Source organism: Pseudoalteromonas sp. GW168-MNA-CIBAN-0100, from assembly GCF_040309225.1.
Taxonomy (GTDB): Bacteria; Pseudomonadota; Gammaproteobacteria; order Enterobacterales; family Alteromonadaceae; genus Pseudoalteromonas; species Pseudoalteromonas arctica.
Genome location: NZ_JBEOOL010000006.1, coordinates 94,648 through 108,518, shown reverse-complemented (window position 1 = coordinate 108,518; position 13,871 = coordinate 94,648). Strand labels below are relative to the sequence as shown.

Below are 13,871 nucleotides of genomic sequence, written 5' to 3'. Positions count from 1 at the left end.
ATGTTTTAAACCTAGCTACTTAGTTTTAGCTCGTCTAATTAAGATGAGCGCAGATAAAATGGAAAGTTGAGCATTTATGCAAAAGTTAAATTGGCGACGTATCGTACTTAAAGTAGGTAGTGCATTAATTGCACCAGATCAAGATGGCTGCCGTTCGCGTTACATATTAACCATCGCACAGTTCATTGTTCGTTGTCGTGCCCGTGGAATCGAGGTGATTTTAGTATCATCGGGTTCTGTAGCGGCTGGAGCGCATTTATTCCCATCAGACAAACCTCGCTCTGTGGTGATGAAAAAAGCAATGGCGGCAGCAGGCCAAACAGAAATGATCGCCATGTGGGACCGCTTTTTTGACTTTCCATCTGCGCAGTTATTATTAACGCATGGCGATTTACGTGACCGCGAGCGTTATCAAAGTATTCGCGAAACAGTGTTTACTTTACTTGAGCATGGTGTTTTTCCTATCATTAATGAAAATGATGCTGTAACTACCGACGACTTAAGAGTGGGTGATAACGACAACTTATCAGCAATGGTCGCAGCAGCTGCCGATGCCGATGCTTTATTAATATTCTCAGACGTTGATGGGCTGTATGATAAAAATCCTAACTTGCATGATGATGCTGTGTTACTGCCTGAAATAAAATCAATTGATGAATCTATTTATGCTATGGCAGGATGTGCTACAAGTGCCGTTGGTACTGGTGGCATGAAAACCAAAATAGAAGCGGCAGAAAAAGCAACGTCACATGGTATAGCGACTTATATTATAAACGGCTTTAAAGAAGAAACATTTACAAAACTGCTAGCTGGGGAAAATCCTGGCAGCATATTTTTACCGTACGAAAAACCGATGCAGGACTCTGTACATTGGATGACACACACAGCAAATGAGCAAGGTGAAGTTGTTGTTGATGGATCATTTGATGAATCCCTTGAAGGTGAAAGTGGATGTATTCGCGGTGATGAAATCATGGAAGTCCATGGTGAATTTGCTGTTGGTGATACCATTTTAGTACGTAGTGAAGACGGTACGCGTTTAGCTAAAGCGACCGCAAATTATAGTAGCTGTTTGTTAAACTTTATTGCAGACAACGAACAGAGTGAATTCAGCGAAAAAATGCAGGATTCAATTGGACCAGTTATATCTGAAAAACATATCGCATTATTGGAGAAGTCATGAGTTTAATTACGGACATTTCACGCCAGACAGCTAAAGCTGCCCATACACTTGCTTTACTCGATACCGAGACTAAAAATCAAGTACTCGTTGAAATGGCAGCGGCACTAAGAGAGCAAAAAGCATTTATAATCAAAGAAAACGAAAGTGACCTAAGCGCAGCACGCGACAATAACTTAGCAGCCTCAATGATCGACCGCTTAACGCTAAACGATGAGCGTATTGAAGCAATGGCAGAAGGCATTGAAGTAATCGTAAGCCTGGACGATCCTGTTGGTCAGCTACGTGATATCACAGAGCGTCCAAATGGCATTAAAATTCGTAAAATGCGCGTACCTCTTGGCGTTGTATGTATGATTTACGAAGCACGCCCAAATGTAACAGCAGATGCTGGCGCATTATGTTTTAAATCAGGTAATGGCGTAATTTTACGTGGCGGTAAAGAAGCACTTAAAAGTTCGCAAGCTATCGCAAGTGTAATGCACAGCGTACTTGAAAAGCATAACTTACCAGTATCACTTATTTCAGTGATTCCAGATCCAGATCGTGCACTATTAATGGAATTGATGCAGCAACGTGAAAGCATTGATTTAATAATTCCACGTGGCGGTGAAGGCTTAATTAACTTTGTTACTGAAAACAGTACGATCCCAGTAATTCAGCATTACAAAGGCGTTTGTCATCTATATGTAGATAAAGATGCAGACCTAGAAATTGCGCTTAACTTACTACTTAACGGTAAAACGCAGCGTACCGGTGTTTGTAATGCACTTGAGGGCTTAGTAGTTCATCAAGATGTTGCAGATGAGTTTTTAAATCTGTGCGCAGTTGTATTACGCCAAGAAGGTGTAAAAATAAATGCTGACAGCTTTGCAGCTAAATACTTTGATAATGCAACTGTGTTAGCCGATAACGAATTTGGTGAAGAATATCTAGACCTAGAAATCGCTATTCGCGTTGTACCAAACTTTACGGCAGCGGTTGAACACATTGCACAGTTTGGATCAAACCACACTGAAGTAATTTGCACTAAAAACGCAGCCGCTGCAGAGTTATTCCAGCGTAGTGTTGATGCTTCTGTAGTTATGGTTAATACATCATCTCGCTTTTCTGATGGCTCACAGCTGGGTCTAGGCGCAGAGATTGGTATAGCAACTTCTAAGCTTCATGCATACGGCCCTATGGGACTTGAGTCACTGACTACTGAGAAGTACTTAGTGAATGGTGAAGGCCAAGTTCGCGAGTAACCGCTAAAGCTTAATTTCATTAAAAAGCCGAGTATGGAAATACTCGGCTTTTTTGTTTTTTCAGACTACTCTGTAATTAATTTAGTTTTTCAAGCCAGTCGCTTGCAGGTTCAGGCCTGTGTAAATAATAGCCTTGAAGAATAACTTCTGGATATTCCTGCAATAAATCAAAGTGGGACTGGTTCTCAACACCTTCAGCAACTATCTCGAGTTCAAATAAACGGCCTAAGCTTACAATCATATCAATAATTAACTTATCGTTATTATCAGTCGGTGCTTCCAATACAAAAGAACGATCAATTTTAAGTTCTTGTATTGGTAGTTGTTTAAGATAAGTTAAACTCGAATATCCAGTACCAAAGTCATCAATTGATACCCTAATACCTAGCTTCTTGAGAAAGTGAACAGCCTCAATAGCCGCTTCCATGTGATTAAGTAATGTACCTTCAATTATCTCAATAGTGAGTTGCTGAGGATTAATGCTATGTTGCTTTATTTGTTGGCTAATAAAGCTTAAAAAACGCGCTTCATGAAAGTGCCTGCCACTTACATTAATTGATAGGTTTAACTTAGGGTGAGTTTTACTAAGTTGCGTTAATATTTCAAGTGCATTTGAAGTTACCCAGCAATCTAAGTCATAAATTATATCTGATTCTTCAGCTATAGATATAAACTCACCAGGGCTAATAAAGCCTTTTTGAGGATGCTCCCATCTTAATAAAACCTCAGCGCCTTTAAGGGTTTGGCTTCGGTCAAATTGAGATTGTAAATATAGGGATAACTCATTATTTGAAATAGCTTTACGTAAATCTTGCTCTATTTCAAAACGGCGTTTTGCTTGCTCGCCAAATGAAGTATCAAAAAAGGTAACCCTATTGCCGCCTTTCTCTTTTGCCTTGTAGCAGGCAGCTTCACAGTTACGAATTGTTTCAATAGCGCTTTCCCATTGATCATCTCGTGGAAAAATATACGTACCAATACTTACCGTTAAGCTAACCTCTTGCTCATCCACTTTAAATGGATAGTTTATACCTATAAGTAGCTCTTGGGCTTTATTTTCAGCCATAGCTTGAGCTCTAGCTCTGCCAACGCCTTTTTCAACTGTACACAGTACTGCAAATTCATCACTGCCTAAGCGAGCAATAACATCTTTTTTACTCACCTTAGAATGAATTCGTTTAGTTAATTCTTTTAAAATGTTATCGCCAGCGAGTAGGCCTAATCCATCATTTATTGAGTGGAAGCTGTCTATGTCAATAATATAAATATAGGCATAACTATTTTCGGTACTACAAACCTGAAGTTGCTGCTCTAACTGCTTTAAAAAACCATTTCGGTTGGGCAAACCTGTAAGTTCATCATGCCATGTGAGGTAGTGAATTCTTTCTTGCGTTATCTTAACGCTAGAAATATCACTAAATACACCAATATAGTGCACGTTGGTATCTTGCTCGCTTTTTACCATACTGAGAGTTAGCAGCTCAGGGTAAAGCTCGCCATTTTTTCGTCTAGTTACAAGTTCTCCACTCCAATAGCCTGCTTGGCTAGCATGTTCCCATACTTGATCAAAGCTAATACTAGGGTGGTTATTTTGTTTAATATCGTGCAACTGCATTTGCAGGGAGTCAGATTCAGAGTAACCTGTAATCCGGCAAAATGAAGGGTTTACGGCAATAATTTTTCCGTTACTGTCGGTAATAACAACGCCATCAGCGGTTCCCGTTAGGGCTTGATAAAATAACTTTTGTTTTGAGGAGAGTTCTTTTAATTCTTCTTCACGCTGACTTAATTCTTTCGCCAGTGACTCTATTTCAAGTAGTTTGTCGTGCAGGTCGAAGTTTTTTTCTATAAGCCTATCTAGCATGCCTTGAGCGGTAATATGAGTGCGAATGCGTGCTCTAACGAGCGCTAGCTTGTAAGGTTTGTGTATGTAGTCAATTGCGCCCATAGCAAAGCCTTTTTCTTCAGACTCTTCCTCGGTAAGCGCAGTTACAAATATGACGGGGATGCCTTTGGTATTTTGTTTCGCTTTGAGTATATTACATACTTCGTAGCCGTCCATGCCAGGCATCATTATGTCTAATAAAATCAAGTCAGGCCGAGTTGACTCAATAAAGATCAAAGCCTGCTCACCACTAGTAGAAATACGTACATCGTAGTCAGTTAAAAGTCCTTCTACTAATACGTGTAAATTACTAGGTTCGTCATCAACAATAAGAATTAAAGGTTTATGCTTTTGTTCTGTGGTTAATCCATTATTGTTTGCGAGGTAATTTGAATGCACTATCTGTCCTTCTCTGCGTTCTTTACAATATTAAATCTAGTTCAGGTTAGTGGTTATGCCTAATTTTTATTATCGTTTCTATACTTATCAATAAGCTCAATTACTAACGCGTAGTTAAAATGATCAATTGCTTCTTTAAGCTTAAATAGGGAGTGGCCTCTATCATATTGATTCATTTCTAGCTGTCTAACCAAACTGCTAGGTACGGGGCGAGCCGTTAATGCTAATGAGTATATATTATCAATAACCGAGTCTTCGTTTTCTAGTTCATGTTGCTGTATATGTTCTTTTTTAAAGCTGTCAGCTATCAAAAATTGTTTTACAGCAAAAAGTGTAAGTATTAATTGCTCATTAAAATGAGATAAATTAATACTTTTCTTATCTATTAAGCTTTTCTCAACACTTTGCGCACTTTGTTGCAGTAGCTCAAAGCCTAATGTGCCGGCCAAGCCTTTGAGTGTATGCACTAGTCGAATTAAGCTTTCTAACTCTCTATTTTTGATTAATATATCAGCTTTAATCGAAAAGTCATTGTAATCGTTAACAAACTGAGTAAATAATTTAGCTAACAATTCGTCATTGCTTTCTAGGTTTTCTTTTGCTAAAGGCAGGTTTATAGTGCTCAGAGATTCGCTACTTTGCAGATGCTTTTCTATACTTTCGTAAAGCGCATCAAAAATAATCGGTTTTACTAAAAAGTCATCCATACCCGCTCTAAACGCTGCTTTTTTATCATTAGGATCTGCGGCTGCCGTAATTGCAATTATGGGAGTTTTGTAGCCTCGCTCTCTTAATATGCTTGTTGCTTCAAGCCCATCCATAACTGGCATTTGAACATCCATAAAAATAATATCGATGTCATTTATCTCTACTTTATCTAATGCATCATGTCCATTGTCAGCAATGATCACGGTCATATCTAATCTTGCTAAAAGGGCGGAGGCTATTTCTTGGTTAATTCTATTATCATCAACAACTAATGCATTAAAACCCGAGAATTTAGGGTGAGGCTTTAATTGCTTTTCTTTAAAATTATTTGGTGAAAGCTTTCTTAAAATTTCAACTTCACTATTTTTATTACCAATAATTATAATGTCTATATTTTCATTTTTTGCAATTGGCTCAGGAGACTCTTCATCGGTAATTAATAAAATCAGTGTCAATTTTTCATTAACGTTTTTATTTTGAGCGTACAGTTGTTGTAAAATAAAGTTATCGTTGAGCTCTTTTTTTTCTATCGACATTATTACAATACTAAATGGGCTACTAGGCTGAGACATTTTTGCAATGGCTCTTAATGGTTCTTGTGTTGTTTCTGTCGTTATATTTATATCACTTAGTAAGTCCATTAATTTTTTAATTTGCTCATTATCAGGGCTAATTAATAAGGCGTGTTTTTTAAGCTTTTGTTGCTCAGATAAAGTAAAGGGTAGAGTAAAGAAAAACTCGCTACCTTGATTAATCGTGCTCCTTACTTGTATATCTCCGCCCAGCAATTTAGTTAATTGTTTGCTTATAGTGAGCCCTAAACCGGTCCCACCATACTTTCTTGTTGTGCTTGAATCACCTTGCGAGAAAGACTGGAATATAATTTTTGATTGCTCTTGCGTCATCCCAATACCCGTGTCTTTTATACTAAAGCGAAGGTTTATTGTTTTTTCGTGTTGAGATGTCGCTTCTATAATTAATGATATTTCACCATGCTCAGTAAATTTAATTGCGTTACCTACACAGTTATTTATTATTTGGCTTAAGTGCATTGGGTCGCCAATAAGTTCAAGCCCTGCATCAACGTGTAAAGTAAAGTTTAATAACAAGCCTTTTTGCTTAGCATTTGTTGAGAATAAATTTTGAACGTTAGAAACTATAGTATGTAAGGTAAAAGGGATTTGTTCTAACTGAACTTTTTCCGATTCTAGTTTAGAAAAATCTAGAATATTATTTAAAATCTGCAATAAATTTTGAGCACTTGAAAAGGCTTTATCTGCATAGTGTTTTTGCCTTGAGGGAAGCTCACTGCTTTGTAAAAGTTGCAACATACCTAATATGCCATTCATTGGGGTGCGAAGTTCATGACTCATATTGGCTACAAAATCTATTTTTGTTTTATTGGCTTTATCGGTTTGCTCCATAGCACTCGTCAGGTCGGCATTCATTGCTTCCATTTGGGAATTTAATACGCGGGTTTTATTGAGTAGCTCTTTGGTTTGCTTATTTTTTAAATATAAAGCGTTAGCTGCTTTTATTACCGATGCTATTTCAGTTTGATTTTGGCTGTTATTTGAAATAGTCACTGGCTTTTCGCTATTCATATCTTTAAGTAATAAAGTGAGCTGAGTAATTGGTTTTATAACCGATCTAAAAATAAAATAGCTTAAAAATAAAATGATTAACATAATTAAAACGGCAAATATATTTGCCTGTTCTGTATTTTTTGTTAAGTGGCTACTTAGTAGCTCTTCTGTTTTGATTAGTTTATTTTTTTCTATGTTTTTAATTTCATTAGTTAAATACAGCAATTCGTTTTCTATGCCTGTAAGCACTACATTTACAGAAAAAGTGTAGCTACGGGTGAGTAATACAAGTTGGTTATAAGCTTGTTTTAAGCTTGTTGTTTTATTGGAGAGGGATTCATTTATTACAGAGGTGCTCGTTAGTTTTTTATGTAAGTGATTTAAGTTTTGTTTTACATTTTGTGCTTCATCAAAATTAGGTTTATAGAGATAGCTTATAATTGCGTGTTTTAAATTACTTATTGTGAGTAAAACATCGTTAAAAATAACTTTATTATCATTGTTTGAAGACCCTTCTAAATCACTAATTGTTACCTGTAGGTCATCAATAGGCTGTTTGAACTGAGTAGTGTAAAGGTGTTCGCGTTTTTGTCTGTTTACGACAACTTGGCCAAATGTATCTTGGTAATTATTTAGATACTCGCCAAGGCGTATTAGTGAGTTTTTGTACTGTGGTGTATGGTTTTGAGTGTTTGCTTTTAGTTGCTTAAGATCTAGATTTGCCTTATTTAAGTAAAAATTAAATTTGGTAATCGTATTTTCATTTGCATTGTCAATAAATGAAACTGCATGCCCTTGCAGGGAAATAATATCGTTTTCTAAGTGATTCACAGCTTCACTTTGAATAAGCGCGTTATGCTGCGACTTTTGCAAGTTAAGTAAGGACGTTTGTGAATAGTTAAACAAATAGCTTTGTAAAAGAAGTAATCCAATCAGCGAACACAAAGCTAATATTATTTTTGATTTAATTGAATTTATTATCATTATCGGCTAATCAACTCATACCATTTTTGTAGACTGTAGTCATAGGTTGGCATAACTGTATTCCATACTGCTACATTGCTAAAGCGTTTATGGTAACTACCGCCATTACGTTGTCCACCTGCTTTTACTGCTACGTCGCCATTTGTATTTAATAAATCTATGCTTGTTACTTTTCCACCGTACCAGTAATCCCATTCGGCCGGCGATAAGAGTAGTTTAGAGCGTTGTGGGTTACTAATGTAATAACCTTGGCGAGCAATAAATGCACCAGGCCAACCCGAAAGCCACCAGTTCATATAATCGTAAGCTGCATCTTTTACGCTACTTTGTGTTTGTGACGATAAACACATAACACCATGCCAGCCTCGGTAGCCTTCTTTTGGCGCGGCAAATCGTACATTAATATTTTGGCTGTTTAATGCAGACACGGCAGGCGAAAACATACTTTCTATATGGGCTCGTTTACTTTTCATAAATTCAATCGACTCAGGAACCGAGTTCCAATAGCCACTAAAGTGACCTTGGCGTTTAAAGTCGAGTAATATACTAAACAATCTATCAAGTTCTGAACGGGTCATTGCACCTATATTGTTAAATTTTATAAGTCCTTTACTTTGTGCTGCTAGGGCTAGATCAAATAATCCAATGGTAGGCGCATTTACGATAGCTACTTTACCTCTGTTCTCGTCATCAAGCAGCCAACTCCAGCTTTCTGTTTCGTATGCTATACCGGGCTTAATAAAGTCGGTGTTGTAACCAAAAGAGTCAACATTATGCACATAAGGTAAAAAGCTAATATGATCGCTTTCTTGTGCGCTTAACGTGCCATCGGGTTGAACATTTAATAATTTATAGGGGGCATCACCTGCACCAATACTTGCAGTTTCGGTTAGTTTTCCCGTTTTAGTAAGTGGATTTATTTCGTTAAAGTAGGTGAGTCGTTTTTTTTCTATTGGCTGAATGGAACCTGCATCCCAAAGCACATTAATGCTGTTTGACCACTGTTCGTATAAATCAAAGGAGCTAGGGTCCATTGATGCCTTTTGCAAAACAGCAGCGCTGCCTGCGGGAGTAAATTCTATATTAATACCCAAGTCACTCATCGCTTGCTTGCGGATAGCCTCTTGGAGTGTTACATGCGTACCAAGCACTCTTAATGTGACTTTTTTTCTGGCAAAAACATAAGGCGCATGTGTTATTGCACCTGCTGTTAAACCTATTGCAGCTAGCTTTTTTAGCGTTGAACGCTTAGGGTTGTCCATGTTAAGCCTAAAGTACTAATGTGTGACATTATGTATAGCTAAGAACTTGTAAAGACACAAGTTGAATGGATAAATTTAAAATTATATAGAATGAAAAATTAGAATAGTAGGGTGTCAAAAAACAATAAAAACAATGGAAAAATAGAAGAGTAGAGCGAATTTGAAAAGGAGTAGGAAAGTGGTGGAGCTAAGCAGGATCGAACTGCTGACCTCCTGCGTGCAAGGCAGGCGCTCTCCCAGCTGAGCTATAGCCCCACATTCCTAAGTTACATATAATGTAACTGCTTGACTGCTGAGTTCCAAGCGGGACGAACTTTAAGTTTTTTTATAAAATTGGTCAAGTATTTTTTCGTAAATTTTCACTGTTTACGTCAATTTTTGTTAGACTCGGCTTAATTCAAAACTAAAACGATAAAAAACAATGAAAAAATGTGTTCTAGCGCTTATGGTTTTACTCGCTGGTTGTGCCTCAAATGACGAGCCGCCTTTTGAAATAAATAATAAACAGTTTCACGAAAAGCAAGATGAGCAAGGTAATAAACTTTTTGCTTATGTTGTTTCGGTAAAAGCTAAGCATCGTGAAAACTTTAACCTTGACCGTGGTCCTAACAAGAGACCAAGCCGTGGTGAGGTTAAGCAGTATATTGAACAAGAGCATTTTGAAGAATCGAGCATTCTAAAGTTACAGCTAGAAGATCAAGCAGTTGAATTATTAAATCAAGAGCTAAAAGAGCGTGAGTATTGCGATAACAAACATGAAGTTAATGATGTTTTATGGCGAGATTTGAGCGTACAGCTAAGAGGACGTTGCTTGTAATATGTTGGCTGATAAAACGAAGTTAGCAGAGCTTTTAGTGCGCCTCGATATTACTTACGATGCAATAGAACATCCGCCGCTACATACTAGCTTAGCGGCTGATGAGTTTATGATTGAGCGCCCAGGTACTCGTCTTAAAAACCTGTTTTTACGCGATAACGAAGGCAAGCGACACTTTTTAGTTATTACAGCGCACAATAAGCAACTCGATTTAAAGGCACTATCAAAGCAACAAGGGCTTTCGCGTTTAGGGTTTGCATCAAGTGAGCGGCTAGCTAAATATTTAAAAGTGGCTCCTGGGTGTGTATCTATGTTGGCTCTTTTAAATGACAAGCAAAACGAAGTGAGCTTATGGGTCGATCAAGATATTTGGGGTGGTGATTTGTTTCATTGTCATCCGTTTGAAAACACCCAAACATGGTTGCTTAGTAAAGCTGATTTAGAAACATTTTTTAATCACACAAAGCATCAACCGCGCGTTGTATTTTTACCTTCAAAATAAGCCCACATAATTAACGATAAACCACATAAACAAACCGCAAGCAGCGTAAACATAAACGCTGTTTGCCCATGATGTTGGTATACCACACCGGGTAATAACGACCCCAATGCACCGCCACTGTAATAAAACGATACATATCCGCCATTGGTTACGCTTGGCGGGGCTTTACTTATTTTATTAACGAGCGGTGCGGCAGTTGAATGAATCACAAACATAGCACCACAAAACAAAGTAAATGCGATTAAAAATAAGCTAAGCTGGTGGCTCATTAATAAAATAATACTCACACTATAAAAACTAAATACCGCAGTTAATAAATGCCAAGGCGAAGGGACTTTTTTAAGTAACCAAGGTGCAGCAATAGAGGCGAGGGCACCAACTAAATAACCACTGTAAACTAAACCTATGTCACGAGTATTGGTAATTAAAAACGTGTTTTGTAATATAAACGGTAAGTAATTAAGTAATGCAGCAAAACAAAAAAACATACAAAAGACGGCACCGTACACTTTAAGGATAGCGCCTTCTTTAAGTTGTTTAATGTAATCCAGAGGGGAGAGCTGCGACGGTGTAGCTGGGTTTGTAAAGCGAGAATGCTTAATTGTCAAAGCTAAGCAAATAAGCATAAAAGCAATTACGTAATAAAAACTCTGCCAATTCCATAAGTCGCTAAACAAAGCTGCGAGCACACGACCAAAGTAACCACCAACTATACTGCTACCAATATATAGGGTCATGTTTTTTTGAAGTGTATCAGCGCTATAGCTCATACCTATATAGCTAGTCATTGCTGTTAAAGCTGCGGGGAGCGTTAAACCTTGTAAAAATCTGACTAATAATAAAAGCTCAAAGCTAGGTACATAAATAAAAAGTAAGCAGCTAAGGCCTAAAAGCACCATTGCAATACGTAATATAAGTAGTGGATTTATTTTTGCTAAAAATAAACCATAAACGAGCGGGGCAATGGCTAAGGGCAGCATAGTTGCAGTCATTAAGCTGCCAGCTACCGCAGGTGCTACATTAAATTCGCTCGCAAAAAGGCTAAGTAGGGGTTGGGGTGCATAAAGCACAAAAAATATAAATACCGAGCAAACGAGTAGATGAGGTAAACGCATTATGTGGCTTGTGCATTTGCTGATTGGTTGCGTGGTATTGTATTAAAAATTGCTTTTAATTCATAATTAAAACCATAGCCATTGCGCTATATCATGGTTTGTTTTAACTAGTTTGCTAGATTAATGTCGATAGCGCTGTTATTTGAACTCGTTGGTGATTAAAATAGCGATAATATTAGTTTTTAGTGGAACAAAGTCATGGGTTCATTACAAGACCAATTGCTTCAAGCAGGATTAACAACATCGCATAATGCTAAAGTTGCTAAATCAGAAAAGCGTAAGCAACAAAAAAAGCAAAAGAAAGGGGCTACTAGCAACCCAAGTGATCTGCAAAAGCATATTCAACAAACCAAGCTAGAGCAGCAAAAAAAAGCTGAAGAGCTTAACCAAACACGCCAAGTGAGCTTAAAGCAGCGCGAACAAGAAGCGCGTGTTAAACAAATTTTAGAGCACCACAACCAAGACGCTATTCGTGGTGAGCGCACATTTAATTTTACTTATCAAAATAAAGTAAAAAATATCGACGTGAACGAGAAAACGCAAAAAGCGTTATCGGGCGGTCGTTTAGCTATTTGTGTACTAGAAGGGCAGTTTTACGTACTAGACGACGAACCAGCACGCAAAGTGGCTGAAGTTGACGAAAAGTATATTGTTTTTCATGTAGAGCCAGAAAACAAACCAAAAGATGAAGATGACCCATACGCAGACTTTGAAGTACCAGATGATATAGTGTGGTAATAAGTTATTAAGGGTAAGCTCATTTTTATTTGCTAAAGTATATGAAAGTGAGACAGAAACGAGTTAGCGGTTTTTGGTTAAGTTGATCGTCTAGCGTCGTTTCGTACGTATGCTTTTTATTTGATTGTTTACTACAATCAATAGAACAGTTTTTCTAACCGTCAAAAAAGAAGAGTAAATACAATGAGCAAGATGAAAACACTACTATTAGGCGCGGGTATTACTTTAGCCGCAAGCTTCTCGTTTAATGCAGCTGCTGCCGATGGCGCTGCACTTTATACCGCTAAGAATTGCCAAACTTGTCATGGCGCTGAAGGTAAAGCACCAATTATGGGTATGTACCCTAAACTAAACGGTCAAAACAAAGACTACTTAGTAGCGCAAATGAAAGATATTAAGTCAGGTGCACGTAATAACGGTATGACCATGGCAATGAAAGCAATGGTTGCAACGGTAACTGATGAAGAGTTTGAAGCAATTGCAGATTACCTAGCTAACGTAAAATAATTTACGCAGTTATACCATTTTAATGCAATTGGTATTTTAGTTTTATAAACAGCCACACAATAGTGTGGCTGTTTTGTTTGGTGTTTGCTATAAAATAGAGACTGCTTTAGACTTCTAAACATCTGTTCGTACAGGTTAATAATGTACGTTTTTAAAAGGCTTATTATGTTTGATTTACCCCAACTCGATTTAAAAAATAAAGTATCAGCACAAGAGTGGCAACTTCGTGTTGATTTAGCCGCGTGTTATAGACTGGTAGAGCACTTTCGTTGGGGGGATTTAATCTATACGCATTTATCAGCACGTTTGCCTGGCACAGATCACTACCTAGTAAATGCCTTTGGTTTAACCTTTGATGAAGTAACTGCGTCTAATTTAGTAAAGGTCGACTTAGACGGTAACATTATTGACGATACGCCATTTAGTATTAATCCAGCTGGTTTTACTATTCACAGTGCGATTCACGAGGTACGCGAAGACGCTCATTGTGTTATTCACCTTCATACTAAAGAAACAATCGCAGTCGCTACACAAAAAAATGGTTTATTACCGCTTAGCCAATATTCAATGTTTTCACTGCCATCGCTTTCTTATCATGGCTACGAAGGGCTTGCAGTAAACGACGACGAGCGAAAAGTGCTGCAAGATGATTTGGGCAGCACTAACCATATGTTATTGGTAAATCACGGTGGCTTAACAGTAGGCCCAACGGTAGGCGATGCGTTTATGCGCTTTTATGATTTACAGCGAGCGTGTGAAATTCAACTAGCGCTACAATCAAGCTCGCAAGAGGTGATTGAAGTACCGCAACCTATAATCGACAATATTTATAATCAAGCAAACGTAGTACACAGTGGCAGCACCGGCGGGCAACTTGCGTGGCCTGCAATGTTACGAAAAGCGTATCGACTTGACCCTAGTTTTGCAAAATAACCCATAGC

At 37.8% G+C, this 13,871-nt stretch carries 11 protein-coding genes and 1 tRNA gene; 7 read left to right on the top strand and 5 right to left on the bottom strand.

Going from position 1 to position 13,871, the window contains the following annotated elements; translation table 11 throughout:
• Positions 1–76: 76 nt before the first annotated feature.
• Together proB and AAEY62_RS05230 are read left to right on the top strand one after the other, a co-directional pair.
• A complete protein-coding gene (gene proB, locus AAEY62_RS05235; protein ID WP_024608190.1) occupies positions 77–1,183 on the top strand; it encodes a glutamate 5-kinase in 1,107 nt (368 codons plus the stop codon).
• Positions 1,180–2,427, top strand: a complete 1,248-nt coding sequence (locus tag AAEY62_RS05230; protein ID WP_007586417.1) for a glutamate-5-semialdehyde dehydrogenase — start codon at positions 1,180–1,182, stop codon at positions 2,425–2,427. The genes proB and AAEY62_RS05230 overlap by 4 nt, the downstream gene beginning before the upstream one ends.
• Positions 2,428–2,503: 76 nt before the next feature.
• Here AAEY62_RS05230 and AAEY62_RS05225 read toward each other — a convergent pair whose 3' ends face one another.
• The 4 genes from AAEY62_RS05225 to AAEY62_RS05210 form a co-directional block, all read right to left on the bottom strand.
• On the bottom strand, positions 2,504–4,711 hold the full coding sequence (locus AAEY62_RS05225; RefSeq protein WP_350634698.1) for a two-component system response regulator: 2,208 nt from the start codon (positions 4,709–4,711) through the stop codon (positions 2,504–2,506).
• Between the two features lie 59 nt (positions 4,712–4,770).
• Entirely contained in the window at positions 4,771–7,989 is a 3,219-nt protein-coding gene (locus tag AAEY62_RS05220; protein WP_350634697.1) for an ATP-binding protein, read from the bottom strand.
• Positions 7,989–9,251, bottom strand: a complete 1,263-nt coding sequence (locus tag AAEY62_RS05215; protein ID WP_350634695.1) for an ABC transporter substrate-binding protein — start codon at positions 9,249–9,251, stop codon at positions 7,989–7,991. Before AAEY62_RS05215 ends, AAEY62_RS05220 begins: the two co-directional genes overlap by 1 nt.
• A gap of 179 nt (positions 9,252–9,430) precedes the next feature.
• Positions 9,431–9,506, bottom strand: a tRNA-Ala gene (locus AAEY62_RS05210).
• Positions 9,507–9,672: 166 nt separating this feature from the next.
• Between AAEY62_RS05210 and AAEY62_RS05205 the strand changes: the two genes are divergently transcribed.
• Both AAEY62_RS05205 and AAEY62_RS05200 read left to right on the top strand, forming a co-directional pair.
• Positions 9,673–10,068, top strand: coding sequence for a putative periplasmic lipoprotein (locus AAEY62_RS05205; protein WP_024607891.1), 396 nt, complete (start codon positions 9,673–9,675; stop codon positions 10,066–10,068).
• A 1-nt stretch (position 10,069) separates the two neighbouring features.
• Complete coding sequence (locus AAEY62_RS05200; RefSeq protein WP_101164331.1) at positions 10,070–10,570, top strand: prolyl-tRNA synthetase associated domain-containing protein; 501 nt, start codon at positions 10,070–10,072, stop codon at positions 10,568–10,570.
• Here the strand turns inward: AAEY62_RS05200 and AAEY62_RS05195 are convergent.
• Positions 10,537–11,685: an MFS transporter gene (locus AAEY62_RS05195; RefSeq protein ID WP_010554361.1), complete on the bottom strand. Its 1,149-nt coding sequence runs from the start codon at positions 11,683–11,685 to the stop codon at positions 10,537–10,539. The two genes, AAEY62_RS05200 and AAEY62_RS05195, sit on opposite strands and share 34 nt — an antisense overlap.
• A gap of 198 nt (positions 11,686–11,883) precedes the next feature.
• Here AAEY62_RS05195 and AAEY62_RS05190 point away from each other — a divergent pair, with 198 nt between their 5' ends.
• The 3 genes from AAEY62_RS05190 (at position 11,884) to AAEY62_RS05180 (ending at position 13,863) form a co-directional block, all read left to right on the top strand.
• Complete coding sequence (locus tag AAEY62_RS05190; RefSeq protein ID WP_002957867.1) at positions 11,884–12,423, top strand: DUF2058 domain-containing protein; 540 nt, start codon at positions 11,884–11,886, stop codon at positions 12,421–12,423.
• A gap of 183 nt (positions 12,424–12,606) precedes the next feature.
• Positions 12,607–12,930, top strand: coding sequence for a c-type cytochrome (locus tag AAEY62_RS05185; protein WP_002957866.1), 324 nt, complete (start codon positions 12,607–12,609; stop codon positions 12,928–12,930).
• A 165-nt stretch (positions 12,931–13,095) separates the two neighbouring features.
• Positions 13,096–13,863, top strand: a complete 768-nt coding sequence (locus tag AAEY62_RS05180) for a class II aldolase/adducin family protein (RefSeq protein WP_010554363.1) — start codon at positions 13,096–13,098, stop codon at positions 13,861–13,863.
• The last annotated feature ends 8 nt before the right edge of the window (positions 13,864–13,871 follow it).

Coding starts and splice junctions, on each gene's coding strand:
- AAEY62_RS05230 (WP_007586417.1), top strand. CDS start 1,180: ATGAGTTTAATTACGGACATTTCACGCCAGACAGCTAAAGCTGCCCAT.
- AAEY62_RS05185 (WP_002957866.1), top strand. CDS start 12,607: ATGAGCAAGATGAAAACACTACTATTAGGCGCGGGTATTACTTTAGCC.
- AAEY62_RS05220 (WP_350634697.1), bottom strand. CDS start 7,989: ATGATAATAAATTCAATTAAATCAAAAATAATATTAGCTTTGTGTTCG.
- AAEY62_RS05190 (WP_002957867.1), top strand. CDS start 11,884: ATGGGTTCATTACAAGACCAATTGCTTCAAGCAGGATTAACAACATCG.
- AAEY62_RS05200 (WP_101164331.1), top strand. CDS start 10,070: ATGTTGGCTGATAAAACGAAGTTAGCAGAGCTTTTAGTGCGCCTCGAT.
- AAEY62_RS05195 (WP_010554361.1), bottom strand. CDS start 11,685: ATGCGTTTACCTCATCTACTCGTTTGCTCGGTATTTATATTTTTTGTG.
- AAEY62_RS05205 (WP_024607891.1), top strand. CDS start 9,673: ATGAAAAAATGTGTTCTAGCGCTTATGGTTTTACTCGCTGGTTGTGCC.
- proB (WP_024608190.1), top strand. CDS start 77: ATGCAAAAGTTAAATTGGCGACGTATCGTACTTAAAGTAGGTAGTGCA.
- AAEY62_RS05215 (WP_350634695.1), bottom strand. CDS start 9,251: ATGGACAACCCTAAGCGTTCAACGCTAAAAAAGCTAGCTGCAATAGGT.
- AAEY62_RS05180 (WP_010554363.1), top strand. CDS start 13,096: ATGTTTGATTTACCCCAACTCGATTTAAAAAATAAAGTATCAGCACAA.